The organism is Streptomyces axinellae (assembly GCF_039532135.1).
Lineage (GTDB): Bacteria > Actinomycetota > Actinomycetes > Streptomycetales > Streptomycetaceae > Streptomyces > Streptomyces axinellae.
In genome coordinates, this window is the sequence record NZ_BAAARJ010000004.1 from 245,769 (window position 1) to 264,483 (window position 18,715).

Sequence of the window (18,715 nt, forward strand, 5' to 3'; positions counted from 1 at the left end):
TTCAGGAACCGTCGGCCGCGGCACCGGTCACCGGCGCGGCGGCGCCGCCGGGAGCCGGGGTCTCCAGCGCGTAGCCCACCCCGTGGACGGTGCGGATGCGCTCGGCGCCGATCTTGCGGCGCAGGGCCTTGATGTGGCTGTCCACCGTGCGGGTGCCCGAGGCGTCGGCCCAGTCCCACACCTCGGCCAGCAGCTGCTCACGGGAGAGGACGGCGCGCGGGGAGTGGGCCAGGCACACCAGCAGGTCGAACTCCGTCGGGGTCAGGTGGACATCCTCGCCGGTCACCCGCACCCGGCGCTGGGCGTGGTCGATCTCCAGCTCCCCGAGCCTGAGTATCCCGCTGCGGGGGGTGTGCGCCGCCAGCGTCGCGCGCTCGACCCTGCGCAGCAGGACGTGCACGCGGGCGGCCACCTCCCGCATGGAGAACGGCTTGGTCATGTAGTCGTCGGCGCCGACCCCGAGGCCGACCAGCATGTCCGTCTCGTCGTCCCGCGCGGTCAGCATCAGCACGGGCACCGGGCGCTGGGCCTGGACCCGGCGGCAGACCTCCAGGCCGTCGAAGCCGGGGAGCATGACGTCGAGCACGAGCAGGTCGGGCTGCCATGCCTCGGCGGTGTCCACGGCGGCGGGCCCGTCACCGGCCGTCTGCACCTGGAAGCCCTCCGCGCGCAGCCGTCGGGCGATGGCGTCCACGATGGTCGGGTCGTCCTCCACGACCAGGATGCGCCGCTGGGCGCCGGGGGTGGTCGCGGCGGCAGCTCCGCCAGGTGTCTGAGTGGTGTTCTTCTGGTCCATGCGACCCCGCCCTATGGCTCTTTCCGGCTTCTTCGGAATGCAGCGTAAGGGCCTGCTACGGGCCTCGGCTACGCCGGTCGTACAGCGAGATGAACCACGTCGGGGACGCCTCGGGCGACCGGGATCTGATCGGTCCGAACACGGCAGAACCCCGCATTCCGCAGGGAACCTTCGAATGCGGACGACGGCCGGGCCGACCAGAGCGCCAGTACGCCCCCCGGAGTGAGGGCCCGCAGACACGCGGCGAGGCCCTCGGGGGAGTAGAGGCCGGCGTTGTCGTCGGTGACCGTCCAGTCCGGGCCGTTGTCGATGTCCAGGCACATGGCGTCGTACTGGCACTCCGTACCGGAAATGTGCCGCAGGTGGGCGACGAGGTCCTCCCGGACCAACGCCGTGCGATCGTCGGCGAGCGCGTCGCGTGAGACGGCGGCCAGCGGGCCCGTGCGGTGCCAGTCGAGAATGGCGGGGTCGCGCTCGACCACGGTGATGCGGCCCCAGTGGGGCTCGGCCGCCGCCTCGGCGAGCGAGAAGCCGACGCCGAGCCCACCGATCAGCACATGCGGGCGCTCCCGCCTGCCCGGGCGCCTTGGGCCGGAGGGCTCGGCCGGGCTGTTCAGCTCGGCCAGCGCGGCGCGGACCAGCAGCCGCTCGGAGCGGCCGTCGGAAGTGTCCATCAGGAAGCACCCATTGGCGATGATCTCGTGCTGCTCGCCCCGCCTGCGCAACACCACCTCGCCGTACGGGCCCTCACGGCGGTCGAGCAGCACGGGCTCGGCCCCGGACGAAGGGCGCGTCGGCCAGGTCCGGTCGGGATGGTGCGCGTGGTCGGGCATGCCGCCATCCTGAGCCCGGGCGGGGCGGCGGGGCAATCGGCTTCGGGTGAGGGGTGCCGGGTGCCGGGGGACCCGCGACGGGTGACGGTGACTCGCGGTGGGGCTCGGCGGAGAGCGGGGGCGCGGGGGCGGAGGGGGCGGGGATCGGAGGTCCGGGGGCGCGCGGAAAACCCGTCGCGCCGTCGGACGGCCCATTGTTACGGTCCTGCCGATCCCTCCCGTACCTCTGTCGTTTCTCCCTCACGGGTGCCCGCACCCTGGAAAGTCGGTGTTGATGTTCCGGCAAGCGCCGAGCGCGCCTCATCAGGTCCCCACCCGGCGTGGTGCCTGAGCCAGAATCCGATCGAGGACCGCTCGGCGCTCCCTTGCTGCCCTGAGAATCCGCTCCCAGCAAGGAGACCTCCGGTGTCCATCAGCGACTCCGGTTCCGCGCGCCCCGCCTCCACGGCGGCGGCGTCCCTGCGGACCAACACCTTCACCTGCGTACGCTGCGGGCTGACCGTCACCCAGTTCGGCCCCGACGGCGAACCGCGTCATCACTGCCCCAGCTGTCTGTACTCCCAGCACGTCACCGACCACGTCGAGGGCGGGCCCTCGGACTGCCGTTCGCGGATGAGTCCGATCGCCATCGCCGTGCTGCGCGGCGGGGACTGGCGGGTCATCCACCGCTGCGTCCGCTGTGACGAGCTGACCTCCAGCCCGGTCTCACCGGATGACAACCACCTCATCCTGATGAGGCTGGCGGTGCGTCCGCTGGCCCAGCCGCCCTTCCCGCTCGAAGTGTTCGGCGAGGTGTGAGATGGCCAGACGCCACACCCGTCCCGCACGTCCCCAGCGGCGCAAGACGCCCGCGCGCGAACTGCCCGGTGAGCAGGGCGGGACGTTCCGGTGCGTGGGCTGCCGCCTGGATGTCCCCATGGCGGCACCCGGCACCGCGCACCGCAACCACTGCCCGCACTGTCTGACGAGCCTGCATGTGGACCGGCGGGTGCCCGGCGACCGGGCGGCCGGGTGCCGGGGGCGGATGACCGCGCTGTGTCTGTCGGCGCGGGACGACGGCGAGTGGATGCTGATCCACCTTTGCCACACCTGCGGCGAGTTGAGCGCCAATCGCATCGCGGGGGACGACAACGCGCTGGCGCTGGTCCGCATGGCCGTCCGGCCGCTCTCGGACTCCCGGGTTCCGGTCCGGGCGCTGCTCTCGCTGTAGCGGTCGCGGCCCGGCCGGTCACCCGCCGCCGGACCGATTCGCCGCTGCCGGCCGCCGCACCGTGGCGGCCGGCAGCGGTTCGCCCGTTCCGCGGGGGCCGGCAGCGGTTCGCCCGTACCGTCGCGGGCTGATCGCTCACGGCGAACACCCCCTGCCGCAGTCCGGGGAACAACCCTGCCCTCAGAAGCATTGAGTGGGTATTACTCAAGTTGCTTGCCGAGGGAGAGATCATGGCTACTGCGTCCCCGGAGTTCACCCCTCTCACCCTGCCCGTGCTGTCGCTGGACGCCGAGGGAGACGGCGTCGTGCTGCCGGGCATGGTGGTGCCGCTGGACCTTTCGGAGAGTGACGTGAGCGCGGCCGTGGAGGCCGCGCGGACCGCCGCACCCCAGGGGGACAAGCCGCGGGTGCTGCTTGTTCCCCGGGTGAACGGGGAGTACGCGGACATCGGCGTCCTCGGCCGCGTGGAGCAGGTCGGGCGGCTCGCCGACGGCGACCCCGGTGCGCTCATCCGCGGCCTGCGCCGCGTCCGCATCGGCGCGGGTACCACCGGTCCCGGAACGGCGCTGTGGGTCGAGGGCACCGAGATCTCCGAGTCCGTGCCCGACCCCCTGCCCGGCGCCGTGACCGAGCTGATGAAGGAGTACAAGGCACTCATCACCGACTGGCTCCGCAAGCGCGGGGCCTGGCAGGTCGTGGACCGGGTGCAGCAGATCGACGATGTCTCCCAGCTCGCGGACAACGCCGGGTACTCCCCGTTCCTGAGCACCGAGCAGAAGCTGACGCTGCTGCGCACCACCGACCCCGTCGAGCGGCTCAAGGCCGCCACCGAGGCACTGCGCGAACACCTGGCCGAGCAGGACGTCGCGGAGTCCATTGCCAAGGACGTCCAAGAGGGCGTGGACAAGCAGCAGCGCGAGTTCCTGCTGCGCCGTCAGATGGAAGCCGTCCGCAAGGAACTGGCCGAGCTGAACGGTGCCCCCGGTGGCGAGGGAGCCGAGGGCGAGGACTACCGCGCCCGCGTCGAGGCCGCCGACCTGCCCGAGGAGGTCCGCAAGGCCGCCCTCAAGGAAGTGGACAAGCTGGAGCGCTCCAGCGACCAGTCCCCCGAGGGCAGCTGGATCCGCACCTGGCTCGACACCGTCCTGGAACTGCCCTGGAACGAGCGCACGGAGGACGCCTACGACATCACCGGCGCCCAGGCCGTACTGGATGAGGACCACGCCGGCCTCCAGGACGTCAAGGAGCGCATCACCGAATACCTCGCCGTCCGCAAGCGGCGCGAGGAGCGGGGTCTCGGCGTCGTCGGAGGGCGGCGCGGCGGAGCGGTGCTCGCGCTGACCGGTCCGCCCGGTGTCGGTAAGACCTCGCTGGGTGAGTCCGTGGCCCGCGCGATGGGCCGCAAGTTCGTGCGCGTCGCGCTCGGCGGCGTCCGCGACGAAGCCGAGATCCGCGGCCACCGGCGCACCTACGTCGGAGCCCTGCCCGGCCGCATCGTGCGCGCCATCAAGGAGGCGGGTTCCATGAACCCGGTCGTCCTGCTGGACGAGGTCGACAAGGTCGGCTCCGACTTCCGCGGCGACCCGGCAGCCGCGCTGCTGGAGGTCCTGGACCCGGCCCAGAACCACACCTTCCGTGACCACTACCTGGAGGTCGAACTCGACCTGTCGGACGTGGTCTTCCTCGCCACGGCCAACGTCCTGGAATCCATCCCGCAGCCGCTGCTCGACCGTATGGAGGTCGTCCAGCTCGACGGATACACCGAGCCCGAGAAGATCACCATCGCCCGCGACCACCTGCTGCCCCGCCAGCTGGAACGCGCGGGGCTGGAGAGCGGCGAGGTGACCTTCGACGAGGAGGCCCTGCGCAAGCTGGCCGCCGAATACACCCGCGAGGCGGGTGTACGGAGCCTGGAGCGCGCCGTCCAGCGGGTGCTGCGCAAGGTGGCGGCAAAGCAGCAGCTCGGTGAGCTGGAGCTGCCCTACCTCGTCGGCACCGAAGAGCTGCGCGCCCTCATCGGCCGCCCGCACCACACCCCCGAGTCCGCGCAGGACCCGGCCGAGCGCCGCACCGCGGTGCCGGGCGTGGCCACCGGCCTGGCCGTCACGGGCGCGGGCGGCGACGTGCTCTTCGTCGAGGCGTCCCTGGCCGACCCCGAGACGGGCGCCTCCGGCCTGACCCTGACCGGACAGCTCGGCGACGTGATGAAGGAGTCCGCGCACATCGCGCTCTCCTACCTGCGCTCGCGCGGCGCCGAACTGGAACTGCCGGTCGGCGACCTGAAGGAACGCGGCATCCACCTGCACGTTCCGGCGGGAGCCGTGCCCAAGGACGGACCCAGCGCCGGTGTCACCATGACCACGGCCCTGGCCTCGCTGCTCAGCGGACGCCAGGTGCGGCCCGAGGTGGCGATGACCGGCGAGGTCTCACTGACGGGGCGGGTGCTGCCCATCGGCGGCGTCAAGCAGAAGCTCCTGGCGGCTCACCGCGCCGGGGTGACCACCGTGATCATCCCCAAGCGGAACGAGCCCGACCTGGACGACGTCCCCGCGGAGGTGCTGGACGGCCTCGACGTCCACCCCGTCTCCGACGTCCGCCAGGTCCTGGAACTGGCCCTGACCCCCGCGCAGACCCCCGCCCGGGAGACACCGGTCGCGGCGTGACGGACGCGCCCGGTGAGTGAGAGTGGCCCCCGCCTTCCTGGCGGGGGCCACTCGTGACCTGGGCGGCTGGGCTCAGCCGTTGGCCAGGGCCTGCAGCCGGTCCATTGCCCCGTTGAAGTAGTTGTGGTCGCCCACGGTCGGGCCGGTGGAGGTGTACTGCCAGAAGGTGTAGAAGCCCCAGCCGGCCGGGAGCGTGCCGGGCGTGGACGCGTAGCGGGCGATCCACAGGGGGTTGGTGTTGCCGAAGGCGCCGCTGTTGCCGGTGCACTGCGTCCACCAGCTCGTGGTGGTGTAGATCACCGCGTCGCGCCCGGTCTTGGCCTTGTAGGTGTTGGTGAAGTCCTTGATCCAGTTGACCATCGCGCTCTGGCTCAGGCCGTAGCAGGTCGCGCCGTAGGGGTTGTACTCGATGTCGAGCACCCCCGGCAGCGTCTTGCCGTCCTTGCTCCAGCCGCCGCCGTTGCCGGCGAAGTAGTTCGCCTGCGTGGCGCCGCTGGAGGAGTTGGGGGTGGCGAAGTGGTAAGCGCCCCTGATCATGCCCTGGTTGTACGAGCCGTTGTACTGCTGGGCGAAGTACGGGTTCTTGTAGCTGGTGCCTTCGGTGGCCTTGACGTAGGCGAAGCGGACGCCGCTGTTCCACAGGGTTGACCAGGCCACGTTGCCCTGGTGGCTGCTGACATCCACCCCGTGGACCGTCGCGGTCAGGCCCGCGCGCTCCTCGTCGGGCGGGGTGCCGTCGCTCCTGTCGCCCTCGTGCATCTGAATGCCCGCGCCCATCCAGGCTTCACCGTGCTTGAGCTGGGCCTTGGAACTGTCCCCTGGGGCCGCGGAGGCGGCGCCCGGCAGGGCCAGGACGAGGGCGAGCAGGGAGACGATCATCCCGAGGACAGCCGCGATTCCGCGTCTGCGACGGGCCGTACCGGATCTGAAGCTGGGCATTGCTGCCTCCGGAGCCTCTGGTGGTGGGGGTCTGGTACGTGCGTACGTGCGAAGTATGCCGTTATGTGGGGGGTTACATGCCGCGACGCGCGGGAGGGGTCATGCCCACTGGTGTGGTCATGTCAGGCTGAAGGTACGCGCGTAGACCGGGCGTGCGGAAGGTGGTCTGCCGTCTGCCGTTGGTCTAATCCTGCGAAATACTGGAAGAGCTGCGACGATCGCGGACGCTGACAGAAAGTTTCTTCACCGAAAACGCCGGAGAGGGCGCTGACGTGCACAAGGCCGACACAGATCCCGCCGGGCTCTTCGGACCCGAATGCCTGGACGTGGAGCGCGAATTGGCGGTCTTCCTCCGCCGGGCCCGCGCCTCCTCCGGCGAGATGGCGCGGCAGGTCCACCCTGACCTGGAGCCCGCCGCATACGGCCTCCTCGTACGCCTGGAGGACGCGGGCCCGCAGCGGGCGACGGATCTGGCGGCGTATTTCGGGGTGGGCAAGGCGACGATGAGCAGGCAACTGCACGCGCTCGTGGCCCTCGGCCTCGTGGACCGCGTACCGGACCCGGGCGACCGGCGCGCCTCCCTGGTGCGGCTCACCGAGGAAGGGCGCGACCGCTTCACCCACGTACGGGACGCCCGCCGCCTCTCCTACGCCCGCAAACTCGCCGCCTGGGACCGCGGAGAGATCGCCGAACTCGCCCGCCTCCTGCATCGCCTCAACGTCACGGCGGAGCAGGAGGAATAGGCCGAGCCAGGAGGGGGAGCGGAGCCGGGAAGAGTGAATGGGGCGGGGCGGACAGAGGGTAAGGACGGGGCGGGGCGGGCGTGGGCGACGGCGCCTCAGCCGAGTTGCGACAGGTACGCGTCGGCTTTCTCCGGGTCGAAGAACCACTCCTCGAAGTCCGAGGGGTCGTTGAAGCCGTTGGCGAACCGGTCGGCGACAGTTTGAATCTCCCCGGCGGCCCCGATGACCCGCAGCACATGTTCGGGCGGCGGCGCCAGCATCGCGTTGGTCCACTTCGTGATGTGCCGGGCCATCTCCCAGTACCGGTCGAACGCGTCGCGCATCCACTCCGCGTCGAAGTCGCCCTCTCCCCGCTCCAGGATGGAGCCGAGGTAGGAGGCGGCGCAGCGGGAAGCGGCGTTCGAGCCCTGGGCGGTGATCGGATCGTTGGCGACGACCACGTCGGCGACCCCGAGCACCAGGCCGCCACCGGGCAGCCGCCCGACCGGCTTGCGCACGGTCGGCGCGTAGCGGCCCGCCAGCGTGCCGCCCGCGTCCGTCAGTTCGGCGTTCTTGGCGCGCGCGTACTCCCAGGGCAGATACTCCGCCATCAGCTCCAGCATCCTGGCCAGGTGCTCCTGGGGGTCCTTGAGGTCCTGGAACGCGTCCAGCGGCCCACCGGGTACGCCCTCCCAGAAGAGGATGTCGGCCCGGCCCGTCGTCGTGAGTGCCGGAATCACGAACAACTCGCCGACGCCGGGGACCATGCCGCAGAACGCGGCCTCGGCCTCCGGGCTCTCGGGGTGCGGCTCCACACCGTTGACGTACGAGACTGCCAGCGCGCGCTGCGGCGAGGTGTACGCAGAGCGCTCCGGATCCCGGTCGAACAGTGACACCAACTCGCCCTTGCCCGCCGCGACGAGCACCAGGTCGTAGTTGCGGGCGAAGAAGTCGAGGTCGGAGGCGGCGGCGCCGTGGATCACCAACTGGCCGCCGCGCTGCGCGAAGGTCTCCATCCAGCCGGCCATCTTCACCCGCTGGTCCACCGATTGCGCGTACCCGTCCAGCCGGCCGAGGAAGCCGATGGCCTTGGAGTGGTCGGGCGCGGCGACGGAGACGCCGAGTTTCCCGATCTTCGGGGCCTGGCTCTCCCAGAAGTTGATCTCCAGGTCCCGCTCGTGCTGGAGCGCGATGTCGAACATGCACTGGGTCGACATGACCCGCCCGTGCCGAATCTCGTCCGCCGTGCGGTTGGACATCACGGTCACGTTGTAGCCGTGCCGCTGGAGTCCGAGGGCGAGCTGGAGGCCGGCCTGCCCGGCCCCCACTATGAGTATCTTCCGCATGGCGGCGCTCTCTTCGTCGGTTCGTACGTGTACGCGGGTGGGGGTCCGACCCGCTCAGGCAGGGGCGGCGTCCAGCGCGTGCGCGACGAGGGAGAGGAGCGACTCGGTGACCTTCTCCCGCTTCCGCGCGTCGATGTTCACGATGGGTGCGTAGCCGGGCACCGAGAGGGCCTCTCGTACGTCCTGCGGGTCGTAGGCCGGCGTTCCCTCGAAGTTGTTGACCGCGACGACATAGGGCAGACCGCAGCTCTCGAAGTAGTCCAGCGCGGGGAAACAGTCCTCAAGGCGGCGGGTGTCGGCCATCACGACCGCGCCGATCGCCCCGCGCACCAGGTCGTCCCACATGAACCAGAACCGCTGCTGGCCCGGGGTGCCGAAGAGATAGAGCACCAGGTCGGCGTCGAGGGTGATCCTGCCGAAGTCCATCGCGACCGTGGTGGTGGTCTTTTCCGGCGTCGAGGTGAGGTCGTCCGTTTCCTCGCTCGCCTGCGTCATCAGCGCCTCGGTCTTGAGCGGCTCGATCTCCGAGACGGCACCGACGAACGTCGTCTTGCCGACTCCGAAGCCGCCGGCCACCACGATCTTCGTGGATATGGGGGCGCGGCTCAGATCCGTTTGCCACGCTGGGGCCTGGCCCCGGTCGGGTTCAGAGCCTGCGAAGTCCACCAAGCACCCTTTCCAGCAGCGCGCGATCGGGGCTGTCGGTGCCGTGACCGGTGCCGTAGACCCGAATTCTTCCCTGTTCGGCGAGGTCGCTGAGCAGCACGCGCACCACGCCGAGCGGCATCCTCAACAGCGCCGATATCTCCGCGACGGAGCGCATCTTGCGGCACAGCTCCACAATGGCCCGCATCTCGGGCAGCACCCGGTCGCGCAGCCCGCCCGAGGTCAGCTCGGGCAGCTCTTCGGGGGCCTCGATGGCGGCGACGAACGTCTCCACCAGCAGCACGGGGCCGTAGTCGGTGCGCCCGCCCGTCAGCGCGTACGGGCGGACGCGTTTCGCCCTGCCGGGGGCTTTGCGTATCGGCAAGGGGGGATGCGATGTCACTGCTTCACTGCTCCAGCTCCATGGACTCGCGCAGCTCACTGCGGAGTTCGGGGGTGAGGACATGTCCGGCGCGGCCGACGAAGAGTGCCATGTGATAGCCGATGACGCTCATGTCACAGTCCGGAGTGGCGTGGACCCCGAGCAGCGAGCCGTCCCCGATGGTCATGACGAAGAGCGAGCCCTCCTCCATGGAGACCACCGTCTGGCGCACTTCCCCGGCGTCGATCAGCTTCGCGGCGCCCAGCGTCAGGGAGCCCAGGCCGGAGACGATGGTGGCCAGGTCGGCGCTGGAGCCCTTCGGCCCGCCGTCCGCCTCGGCCTGCCCGTCGCCCGCCGGTCTCGTCGGTGCCTTCTCCTTGGACGCCGCCTCATCCGGTCCGGGGGGCGTTACCGGGGAGGGTGCGGACGCAGCGGACGCAGCGGACGCGGGAGCGGGGTCGGATCCGGACGCGGGCGCGGACGCCTTGGCGGCCGACCGAGCCGGACTCTGCCCCATACCGACGTCGCCGTACTCCGTACCGAGCGTCGGGTCGGAAGCCAACAGCAGCAGGCCGTCGGATGAGACGACCGCCACGGAGCGGACCCCGGGCACCTCTTCGACCAGACTGTCCAGCAGCCAGCGCAGGTTCCGCGCCTCAGAACTGCTGGCCGTACGCGTGGCGGGCGCGTTCACTTGCGTGCCTCCTCGGCAGTACCACCGTCAACCTGCGTCCTTGCTCGACCTTCCGTACCGGGCCCGGCCGCGTCCGTCTCAGCGTCCGCTTCGAGCGCCGCGTGGCTGTCCGCCTGGGCGCCTGCTTCCGGGCCCGTTCCGGCGGCGACCTGCGCCGCCGCCTCCCGCAGCCCCTCTCGCGCGCCCTGCTGGAAGCCGCCGAGCCTGCGCCGCAGTTCCTCTGCGTTGGGCCCGGCCTTGCGCTGGCGCGGGGCCGCCGCTTCCGGTGCGGTGACGCGGGGCGTGCGCTTGGGCAGGCCCTTGTCGGTCACGACCGGCGGCACGCCGTCCCGCTCGTCGCTCGCCCCTGCTGTCGGCGCGGGTGCGTGAACGGAGTCCTGGACGGAGCGCTGGCCGGCGTCCTGCACCGGAGCCCGGTCCTCGGCCCGGGCATGCTCGTCCGCTGCCTTGACCTGCTCGCCCTCGGCCCTGGAGCGCTCGCCGACGGGCTTGTCTCCGGCGTCGGCGCCGGGGCTCCCGACCTCGCCCCTGGGCTCGTTTCCGGTCCCTGCTCCGCTCTCGCTTCCGGCCCCGGCCCCGGTCCCGGCCTCGGGTGCGTGCTCGGTCTCGATCTCGGTCTCGGCCTTGGGCGCGTGCCCGGCTCCGACCGGGCCGAAAGCACCCGCCCCGGTGGCTGAGCTGAGTCCTTCGCGTTCCTCGCGTCCCTCACGGGCCCCGTGTCCACCGTCTCCCTCACGGGCCCCGTGCCCGTCGCGCCCTTCGTGGAACTCGCGTCCCTCGTGCGGCTGCGGAGCCGGGTCGCTCTCCCGAGTCCGGGCACCCTCCCGCCTCTGGTCGCCTTCGGCATCGACCGGCGGCGCCGCGTGGCGCCTTCGGGCGCCCGGGAGCGCGTTCGAGTTGGCCTCTGCCATCGAGCCCGGCAGCCGAGTCGTGCCGGCCCGCTTCGTACCTTCCGCCGGAGCCGCGGCCGGCACCGGACGGTCCGGGAGGATCGTGCGCGGGACGATGACGACGGCGGCGAGCCCACCCTGCTTCTGCTTGCGCAACTGCACGCGCAGCCGGTGCCGGGCCGTCAGCTTGGCGACCACATAGAGCCCCAGGCCCAGCCCGTTGGGCTCATCCGCCTCCGTCGCGCTTCCGTCCGGGGCGAACGGGGACCGCTGCGCCTCGGGTTCGCTCAAGCGTGCGTTCAGCCCGGCGAGCCGCTCGTCGCTCATCCCGATGCCGTCGTCCTGCACGGACAGCATGACCTCCCCGTTCTCCAGCCGCCAGCCGGACAGCCGCACCTCCGAGCCGGGCGCGGAGAACGCCGCGGCGTTGTCGAGGAGTTCGGCGATCAGGTGGCTCAGGTCGTCCGCGGCGAAGCTGCTGATCTGGGTGTGCGGAGGCAGCGAACCCAGTTCGACACGCTCGTAGCGCTCTATCTCGCTGATCGCGGCGCGTACGACGTCCAACAGCGCCACCGGGCCCTGCTGGTGGCTGCCGGAGTGCTCGGCGCCCGCGAGGAGCAGCAGGTTCTCGCTGTGCCGGCGCATCCGGGTCGCCAGGTGGTCGAGCTTGAAGAGAGCGGCGAGCCGGTCGGGGTCGGTCTCCTTCTCCTCCAGCTCCTCGATGACACCGAGTTGCCGCTCCACCAGACCCTGGGCGCGCATGGCCAGGTTGATGAAGGTGCCCTGCGGGGCGTCCAGCGCGGCGATCAGCTCCTCACGCGCCTCCTCCAACTCGGCCAGGAGCGCGGCGTAGTCGTCGCCCAGCAGCTGGTGGCGCTCGGTCAGCTCGGCCTTCTCCACGGCCAGCTGATCCTGCTCGCTCTCCGCACCGGCGACCCGGCGGCGCAGGCCGACAGCCGTAGTGCGCAGCGAGTTCAGCGCGTTGACGACATCCGCGAACTCGTCGTTCCTGCCCTTGTAGGCGATCGGCTCCTCACCGGCCGGGTCGCCCGCCAGCCGCCGCGATCCCCGCCTGAGCACGGACAGCGGGCGGGTGAGCGAACGCGCTGTCGAGACGCTGACGCCGAGCGCGAGCAGCACGCAGACACCCAACAGCGCCCCCCGCAGCTGCAACGCCGTCACATCGTCGTCCCGCAGCCCCTCCAGCCGCTTGATCTCCTCGGCGGCGAACGACGACTGGACCCCGCGCATGTGCGCGATACGCGCCGAGAGCGAGGTGTCGAACCTGTCCTGATCCATCGCGCGTACCGAAGGCGTGAGATAGGGCCGTGCGGTGACGCGCTCGAGGTAGCGCTCCGCCACGTTGACATCCGTGCCGTTGACGGTCGTGCTGTAGCTGTCGCGCGCCTTGGCGCCGGCTGTCTCGTCGAAGTCGGCGAGCGCCGCCTCCTCGCGTACGCGCGCCTGCTGTGCCTGCGCCGTCAGCTCGCGCTGCGTTCCCTGACCGGCGAACGCGCCGCGCAGCAGCCCCCGGGTGGCGGATGCCTGGTCGATGGCGCGCGCGAGACCGGGCAGCGCGGCGGCCGTGGGGTCCTGTGCACGGGCGGGCAGATCGTTGGCCACCTGCTGGGTGACACCGCGCAGGGCCTTGATCACGTCGGTGTAGGACTCGTACACATCGAACGCGCCACCGTGCCCCGTCATGGCCTGCTGCCGAGCCCCCGGCAGCTTCTTGAGGGTCTTGCGGACGTAGGAGGGGGACGACGCGGCGCGGATCTCCCGCGCCTGGCGATCCACCCGGGCCCGCTGGGTCTCGCTCACCCCTGCGCCGCCCTTGCTGGTGCGGCCCGCCGCGACGTACTCCACCATCCCGTCGCGCTCATCGGCCAGCGAGTGGGAGAGCGCGATGGCCTGCTGGTTGAGACGTGCGAGGGAGACCAGTTCCTGTGCGTCGGTGGCGTCACGCGAGGCAGCGACGACAGCCGGTGTCCCCGCCGCGATGACGGCGACAGCACACAGCAAAACGGACCCGAGCAGCCTGTTGCGCACCCGCGACCGCTTACGTCCGGCCGCGACCGGCGAGCCTTCCGAGGCCGGAGTACCGGACGGGTCGTCCGGCGACTCCGGAACGCCGCCACCGGCCGGGGGCGGCGCACCCCCACCCCCATCCCCGCCTGCCCCCGCACTCGCGGCGGGCGGCGGCGCGATATCACCCGGGGACGTGGCCCCGGCCGACGGCGCGTTCCCGGAAGCGGACGCCGCCTGCGAAGCGGGCGCGGACTCGGACTCGGACGAAGCTGCGGCGGAGGCCGGGTGCGCGGGATCGCTCAGCGGCGTGGCGCCGGTCGGGGAGGTGAGATCCGGAGTGTTCGGGTCCGGAGAAGGTGTGGCGGAGGTGGTGCCGGTGACTCCGGTGGTGCGCGTGGTGACCGCCGCCTCGTCGGCCCCCGCTGCGCCCTGGGCTTCCTGGACGCTTGCCGCGTCAGCCGTGGTCGCCGTGGCCTGGAGAACGTCCGGTTTCCGAAGTTGCTTCTTCCGCACCCGTGCTCGCAATCTCGTCCCGCCTGTCCCGGAGGGCCCGGGGGGCACAGTCCAACGTGTGTGACAAGAGATCGGCCCCCGCCTGCTCCGGCACTGCTCGGCCTTCCGCCGGACTCGACGACAGACCATCGCAGCGCGCTCACGAGGCGGGTGTTGATCCCCTGCGGGGCCACCCGAAGGAGTGAACATCACTCATCAGTTGAGGAACAACTCAGCCTGAGACGGGGGCTGTCCGCCTCCCGGGCATGGGTTGGAAATCCTTCCGGCGTCCTGGCAGGATGCCCGCCGCACATTTTCGGAGGGCCTGATTCCGGTCGTTGTCGAGCGACCCTGACCGCCTGGCGATACACCTTCCACCGAACGGCGATGACGAGGCGGGCGGGAACCGGCGGCCCCCGGTGCGGCGCCATTCGCTCCGGATGTCCGGTCCGCCGAATGCCACGCGGGGGAAGCCGTTCTCCGCCTCTCCGGCAGACTGCTGCCATGCGCGTAGAGATGATCTCCGAGCCCGGCGATCCCCAACGTCCCAACGAGGACTATGCATCGGCCGCACTGCCGGCCTCCGGCACCGGGGGAGTGCTCGTGGTACTCGACGGGGTCACTCCGCCCGCGGGTGACGACGGCTGCGTACACGGAGTCCCCTGGTTCGTGGCCCGGCTCGGCGGGTCTTTGATCGAACTGTCCGGTGCACGCCGGGACATGACGTTGGCCGAATGCCTCGCCGCCGCCATCGGACGGGTGGCCGATATTCACCGAGAGACCTGTGATCTTTCTCACCCGCGCACTCCCCAGGCAACCGTGGTCGTCGCGCGCTGGGACGACCACCACGTCGAACATCTCGTCCTCTCCGACTCCGCGCTCCTCATCGAGACCGACGACGGGACCGTGCTGCCCGTCCTCGACCGACGACTCGCCGAACTCCCTCCGTTCGTACAGGACCTGCGTGACCGGGTACGCGCGAGCGGCGACCCCGCCGACCGCACCGCCTACGTCCGCGCTGTCGAGAGCCTGCGCAACGCCCCCGACGGCAGTGGTTTCTACACGGCGGCGGCCGACCCCTCCGTTGCCGCACACGCCGTGACGGGCAGTCACCCACGGTCTGCGGTACGGACCCTGCTCGCCCTCACGGACGGTGCCACTCGCTGGACCGAGACCTTCCACCTCGGCGACTGGCCCGCCCTCTTCGGCCTCGTCCGCAAGGAGGGCCCCCGCGCTCTGGTGGCCCGGGTCCGCACGGCGGAGGCGGCGGTCCAGCGGCCCCGGGGCAAGCCTCACGACGACGCCACCGTCCTCCTGGCCGAACCGGGTTGAGAGCGGGAGCAGGGTGTGCGGCGAGCACCGGGCCGCCGGCGGCGTGACGACGGGGAGGCTCATGCCCGGGCGCCATCGGGACGGACCGCGCCGATCGGCGGATTGTCCGCCAGCGGCGAGATCTTGACGACGCCTCCCGGCCTCGGCGCCTGCACCACACGCCCGGCTCCCGCGTACATCCCCACATGGGTCGCGCCCGCGAAGTAGATCACCAGGTCACCCGGTCGCAGCTTGTTCAGCGGCACCCGGGGGAGCCGCCGCCACTGCTCCTGGCTGGTACGGGGAATGGCCCGGTGCGCGTGCTGCCACGCCTTCGAGGTGAGACCCGAACAGTCGAACGAGCCGGGCCCCTCCGCGCCCCAGACATACGGCTTCCCAAGCTGTTCCAGCGCGTACTCCAGGGCCCGCTGCCCCAGTGCCGAGGGCTCCCTGGCCCCGCTTTGCGGGCCCCCCAGGGTGCCGGAGGCCAGCAGCTTCCGCTGCGCCGCGTCCGTGCGGTCCCGCTCCATCCTCCGCAGCTGGGTCAGCTGGTCCCCGGACAGGGAGGAGAGCAGCTGCTCGACCTCGCTCAGCCGCTCCCGCACCTGGTCGCGCTGCCCCTTCTTGCGTGCCGTCAGCTCCCGCCGCCGGTCCAGCGCCTGCCGCGCGCGCCGCACTGCTGCCGCGTGCCGACGCTCCCCGCCGGCCAACTGCCGTACCGTTACCGCCTGATCCTGGGCCGCTCGGTTGAGCAGGTGGCTCCGTTCGATCAGACGGTAGGGGTCGGGTGCGAGCAGCACCTGGAGCGTGGGCGGCAGCCCTGCCCCGTCGCCCCGGTACTGCTGACGGGCCAGCTCACCCGCCCGCGAGCGCCCCGTCGCCAGCGCGCCCCGGGCCCGCTTGAGTGCGGATTGCCTCCGGCGCACCTCTGCGCGCTGGGCTTTGAGCTTCTCCTCCGTCCCGTTGTACGCCTCCGAGGCGGCCTCCGTGCGCTGGTAGAGCGAGCGCAGCTCACCCAACAGCGCACTGACCGACCTGCCGCCCGGGGTCGCCGGCCCAGGCTCCGGAGGGTCCGCCCCCCGCGAGGGGCCGGGCTCAGGCGACGGAGTGCCCGGCGCCGCCGACCCAGGCGGCGCCATCACCCCCAGCACCGCGCACACCGCGACCAGAAGCGCCAGTCCCTCGGCCCCCGCGCGCGCCATACCCCCGGGACGGTCCGGACGCCGCGCGCGCCCTCCACGTCCCGCGCGACGTGCCGTCCCCGCTCCCCGTACCGCTTCCGTCCTCGACACCACACACCTCGTTTCCGAGCGGCTGCTCCCGTAGCCGGGCTCCCCGTACTCGGCCGCTCTGTGGCGATCGTGGCACGGGCAAGCACACCTGCTCAGGGCGAGCGAAGCGGGTGGGTGCACGGCTCTCACCCGATAGTTGGACCGCCTGAGGCGCGCACGGAGACGGCTCGTGCGCAGACGGCGGCAGCGACGTGGCGAAGGCCGGGCGCAAGCCTCGCGGGGCGCCCCGCGAGCTGCTCCGGAGTCGGCGGCGGCTCATCAGCGCCCCGGAAAGCGGGTTCATACGTCTGCCGCCGGACCCGAGGTACCAAGGTTCGGCCGCCGCGTCCCAACCCGCGTCACCCGAACGTGTGAAGGCGCCCGCCGACCCAACCCCCACCTCCGCACCCGCCCACTTTCCGCCCCCTCCCCCTCCTCCGCAGCCCGCCCCTCCTCCGCGCCCCGCCCGCTCTCCGAGTCACCCCGCCAGCCCGGCACCGCCCGGCCCTCACCACCCGAAGAGCCGCCGTCCCGCCAGTGACCGGGCCTCGTCCGCGCGGCTGCCGATCTCATGGAGGTAGGAGTCCGGAAGCCACTCGGTCGCCGGGCGGTTCGCCGCTGCGGACAGGTCGAGGGCGCGGGCGAGAGCCTCGGGGCTCGGCCGCGCCTCCGGGGTCTTGTGGAGGCAGGAGAGCAGCGGGGTGTGCAGGGCATCCGGCACGTCCGTCAGGTCGGGAGTCTCGCGCGCGGCGGGCAGCGGGCTCCCCGCGAAAGGCTGCCGGGCACTGGCCGCCAGCACCAGCAGCGCGCCCAGCTCGAACACATCGTCGGCCGCACGTGCGAGACCGCCGAAGCCCCCGGCGAGCGCTCCCCCTGGCGGCGGCCCGGCCGCCGGGCGTCCCAGTCCGGTGCCGTAGTCGACGAGACGCGGTCCCTCCGCTGTCAGCAGCACGTTCGCGGCCCGCAGATCCCGGTGGGCGACTCCCGCCGTGTGCAGCGCGGTCAGCGCGCGGGCGAGGGCGCCGCCGAGGGCGCGTACGGACATCTCGGGCAGCGGTCCGAAGTGGGCCACGAGCGTCGCCAGCGAGTGTCCCGGCGCGAATGTGCTCGCGATCCAGGGCTGTTCGCTGTCCAGCTCACAGCCGAGCGCGCCGGCGACAAAGGGGCTGCTCACCGCGTCGGCGACCCGCGTGCTCTCCTGTCGCACCCGCGCCCGCAACTGCCGGTCGCGCAGCAGTTCGGGGCGGACGGCGCGCACGGCGGCCGGCTGCTTGCGCGCTCCCCGCCGGGGGGCGCCCCTGCCCAGGTAGACGGTGCCCGCGCTGCCGCTGCCGAGGACGCCGTACAGGCGGTACGGACCCAGATGGGAGGGGTCGGTCCGGCTCAGGCGGGCGATGGGATCGATCACGCCCAGCAGATAAACGCGTCACACGCCGCCTTGTCCAGGTCATGGCATGGCAGGAGAGAGGGGCGCCGCCCGTATTGATGTGACGAGCCCGGGGAGGCGACCGGGGCGGCGCCACCCGCTCAGCGAGCAAACCGGACTAGACCACTGTTGTCAATGGTATGGACTAATGGGGCGGGCCGGGGCCCGGCCCGCCGTTCAGGAGCGCCGCTCCCGCGCCCGGAACCGCGGCATCCGCCAGGGCAGCCGCGACAGCGGCCCCCCGTCGGGACGCCCGTCCGGTTCGTAGACGTACCTCCAACCACGCGGCAGGCCCAGCCGGTTCACCCTTGCGGGCTCCAGCCGGTACACGTACACCGTCGGGGCCCCGCCTTCGGCGCCCGGGACGGGAACCTCATAGCTTCGCGGAGGTCTGCCGGTCGGGCCGAGGGGTACGGGCAGGGTCCGCCCGTCCAGCGGCCCGCCACTGAAAGCGGTGTTCTCGCTGCGCATCCGCTCAGACCGCCTGTTCGTCGCGGGCGTCCCCGGCGAGACAGGCGGGCCCGCCATCCGTCCGCGCGATGCCGGGCCCGCAGGGCTGTGCGAGCGCGCGGGCACCGGGGCCTTCCCGGCCGAGACGGTCCTGGTGGTTGACCAGGGCGCAGGTCGTCAGCGACAGGCAGCCGCACCCGATGCAGTCCGTGAGGTGGTCGCGCAGCTGTTCCATGAGCGCGATGCGCTGGTCGAGGTCCTCGCGCCAGCACTCGGAGACGGCGGCCCAGTCGTCCCGCGTGGGGGTACGGCCCTCCGGCAGCAGTGTGAGCGCGTCCCGGATCGCGGCGAGGGGTATGCCCAGCCGCTGGGACGCCCGGATGAAGGCGACGCGGCGCAAGGTGTCACGGCTGTAGCGGCGCTGATTGCCCGAGGTCCGACGGCTCTTGATCAGCCCCTCGCGCTCGTAGAAACGCAGCGCGGAGGTGGCCACGCCCGCACGCTCCGCCAGCTCTCCGACGGTGGCTTCCTTGGCCTTCCAGGACAGTTGAGTCGCCATGGGCCCCAGCCTAGCCCTGCCTTCAAGCGCCCTTTAAGTCCTGCCCTAGTGCCGCCCG

The 18,715-nt window shown here is 71.9% G+C and carries 17 protein-coding genes; 5 read left to right on the forward strand and 12 right to left on the reverse strand.

Translation table 11 applies throughout. The features are described 5' to 3' along the window. Position 1 precedes the first annotated feature (1 nt). Together ABD339_RS07545 and ABD339_RS07550 are read right to left on the reverse strand one after the other, a co-directional pair. Entirely contained in the window at positions 2-796 is a 795-nt protein-coding gene (locus ABD339_RS07545; RefSeq protein ID WP_344563481.1) for a response regulator transcription factor, read from the reverse strand. Positions 797-864: 68 nt separating this feature from the next. Beyond that, positions 865-1,629 (reverse strand): spermidine synthase family protein, encoded by a 765-nt coding sequence (locus tag ABD339_RS07550; protein WP_344563483.1) that lies wholly within the window; start codon positions 1,627-1,629, stop codon positions 865-867. A gap of 411 nt (positions 1,630-2,040) precedes the next feature. On the opposite strand from ABD339_RS07550, the gene ABD339_RS07555 reads away from it, so the two are divergent. The 3 genes from ABD339_RS07555 to lon all read left to right on the forward strand — a co-directional run bounded on the left by ABD339_RS07555 (position 2,041) and on the right by lon (position 5,502). Beyond that, entirely contained in the window at positions 2,041-2,427 is a 387-nt protein-coding gene (locus ABD339_RS07555) for an RNHCP domain-containing protein (protein WP_344563797.1), read from the forward strand. A gap of 1 nt (position 2,428) precedes the next feature. Next, positions 2,429-2,839, forward strand: a complete 411-nt coding sequence (locus ABD339_RS07560) for an RNHCP domain-containing protein (RefSeq protein WP_344563484.1) — start codon at positions 2,429-2,431, stop codon at positions 2,837-2,839. Between the two features lie 230 nt (positions 2,840-3,069). After that, complete coding sequence (lon, locus tag ABD339_RS07565; RefSeq protein WP_344563485.1) at positions 3,070-5,502, forward strand: endopeptidase La; 2,433 nt, start codon at positions 3,070-3,072, stop codon at positions 5,500-5,502. A gap of 72 nt (positions 5,503-5,574) precedes the next feature. On the opposite strand, the gene ABD339_RS07570 is transcribed toward lon, so the two are convergent. Continuing rightward, complete coding sequence (locus tag ABD339_RS07570; protein WP_344563487.1) at positions 5,575-6,441, reverse strand: lysozyme; 867 nt, start codon at positions 6,439-6,441, stop codon at positions 5,575-5,577. Positions 6,442-6,713: 272 nt separating this feature from the next. On the opposite strand from ABD339_RS07570, the gene ABD339_RS07575 reads away from it, so the two are divergent. After that, positions 6,714-7,184: a MarR family winged helix-turn-helix transcriptional regulator gene (locus tag ABD339_RS07575; RefSeq protein ID WP_344563489.1), complete on the forward strand. Its 471-nt coding sequence runs from the start codon at positions 6,714-6,716 to the stop codon at positions 7,182-7,184. Between the two features lie 95 nt (positions 7,185-7,279). Here the strand turns inward: ABD339_RS07575 and ABD339_RS07580 are convergent, their stop codons facing one another. Genes ABD339_RS07580 through ABD339_RS07605 form a run of 5 tightly spaced genes read right to left on the reverse strand, consistent with a single transcriptional unit; the run spans position 7,280 to position 13,661 of the window. Then, positions 7,280-8,509 carry a styrene monooxygenase/indole monooxygenase family protein gene (locus tag ABD339_RS07580; protein WP_344563491.1) on the reverse strand — a complete coding sequence of 410 codons (1,230 nt, stop codon included), beginning with the start codon at positions 8,507-8,509 and terminating at the stop codon, positions 7,280-7,282. Positions 8,510-8,563: 54 nt separating this feature from the next. Continuing rightward, positions 8,564-9,175, reverse strand: a complete 612-nt coding sequence (locus tag ABD339_RS07585; RefSeq protein WP_344563493.1) for a GTP-binding protein — start codon at positions 9,173-9,175, stop codon at positions 8,564-8,566. Continuing rightward, positions 9,156-9,620, reverse strand: a complete 465-nt coding sequence (locus ABD339_RS07590; protein ID WP_425575918.1) for a DUF742 domain-containing protein — start codon at positions 9,618-9,620, stop codon at positions 9,156-9,158. The genes ABD339_RS07585 and ABD339_RS07590 overlap by 20 nt, the downstream gene beginning before the upstream one ends. Next, positions 9,562-10,230: a roadblock/LC7 domain-containing protein gene (locus ABD339_RS33715; RefSeq protein WP_425575919.1), complete on the reverse strand. Its 669-nt coding sequence runs from the start codon at positions 10,228-10,230 to the stop codon at positions 9,562-9,564. The genes ABD339_RS07590 and ABD339_RS33715 overlap by 59 nt, the downstream gene beginning before the upstream one ends. Next, positions 10,227-13,661, reverse strand: a complete 3,435-nt coding sequence (locus ABD339_RS07605) for a sensor histidine kinase (protein WP_344563496.1) — start codon at positions 13,659-13,661, stop codon at positions 10,227-10,229. Before ABD339_RS07605 ends, ABD339_RS33715 begins: the two co-directional genes overlap by 4 nt. A gap of 483 nt (positions 13,662-14,144) precedes the next feature. Here ABD339_RS07605 and ABD339_RS07610 point away from each other — a divergent pair, with 483 nt between their 5' ends. Beyond that, positions 14,145-14,972: a hypothetical protein gene (locus ABD339_RS07610; RefSeq protein WP_344563498.1), complete on the forward strand. Its 828-nt coding sequence runs from the start codon at positions 14,145-14,147 to the stop codon at positions 14,970-14,972. Between the two features lie 59 nt (positions 14,973-15,031). Here the strand turns inward: ABD339_RS07610 and ABD339_RS07615 are convergent, their stop codons facing one another. The 4 genes from ABD339_RS07615 to soxR all read right to left on the reverse strand — a co-directional run bounded on the left by ABD339_RS07615 (position 15,032) and on the right by soxR (position 18,657). Continuing rightward, complete coding sequence (locus ABD339_RS07615; protein WP_344563499.1) at positions 15,032-15,970, reverse strand: C40 family peptidase; 939 nt, start codon at positions 15,968-15,970, stop codon at positions 15,032-15,034. 760 nt (positions 15,971-16,730) lie between these two features. Next, positions 16,731-17,630 (reverse strand): protein kinase domain-containing protein, encoded by a 900-nt coding sequence (locus tag ABD339_RS07620; protein ID WP_344563501.1) that lies wholly within the window; start codon positions 17,628-17,630, stop codon positions 16,731-16,733. 195 nt (positions 17,631-17,825) lie between these two features. Then, positions 17,826-18,119, reverse strand: coding sequence for a hypothetical protein (locus tag ABD339_RS33720; protein WP_425575920.1), 294 nt, complete (start codon positions 18,117-18,119; stop codon positions 17,826-17,828). 4 nt (positions 18,120-18,123) lie between these two features. Beyond that, the gene (gene soxR, locus ABD339_RS07625) at positions 18,124-18,657 is read right to left on the reverse strand and encodes a redox-sensitive transcriptional activator SoxR (RefSeq protein WP_344563503.1); all 534 of its coding nucleotides are present in this window, start codon (positions 18,655-18,657) and stop codon (positions 18,124-18,126) included. Positions 18,658-18,715: the final 58 nt, after the last annotated feature.

Bases quoted from the DNA above. Each gene is read 5' to 3' on its own strand.
- ABD339_RS07545 (WP_344563481.1), bottom strand. From the start codon at position 796: ATGGACCAGAAGAACACCACTCAGACACCTGGCGGAGCTGCCGCCGCG.
- ABD339_RS07550 (WP_344563483.1), bottom strand. From the start codon at position 1,629: ATGCCCGACCACGCGCACCATCCCGACCGGACCTGGCCGACGCGCCCT.
- ABD339_RS07560 (WP_344563484.1), top strand. From the start codon at position 2,429: ATGGCCAGACGCCACACCCGTCCCGCACGTCCCCAGCGGCGCAAGACG.
- lon (WP_344563485.1), top strand. From the start codon at position 3,070: ATGGCTACTGCGTCCCCGGAGTTCACCCCTCTCACCCTGCCCGTGCTG.
- ABD339_RS07570 (WP_344563487.1), bottom strand. From the start codon at position 6,441: ATGCCCAGCTTCAGATCCGGTACGGCCCGTCGCAGACGCGGAATCGCG.
- ABD339_RS07580 (WP_344563491.1), bottom strand. From the start codon at position 8,509: ATGCGGAAGATACTCATAGTGGGGGCCGGGCAGGCCGGCCTCCAGCTC.
- ABD339_RS07590 (WP_425575918.1), bottom strand. From the start codon at position 9,620: ATGTCCTCACCCCCGAACTCCGCAGTGAGCTGCGCGAGTCCATGGAGC.
- ABD339_RS07610 (WP_344563498.1), top strand. From the start codon at position 14,145: ATGCGCGTAGAGATGATCTCCGAGCCCGGCGATCCCCAACGTCCCAAC.
- ABD339_RS33720 (WP_425575920.1), bottom strand. From the start codon at position 18,119: ATGCGCAGCGAGAACACCGCTTTCAGTGGCGGGCCGCTGGACGGGCGG.
- soxR (WP_344563503.1), bottom strand. From the start codon at position 18,657: ATGGCGACTCAACTGTCCTGGAAGGCCAAGGAAGCCACCGTCGGAGAG.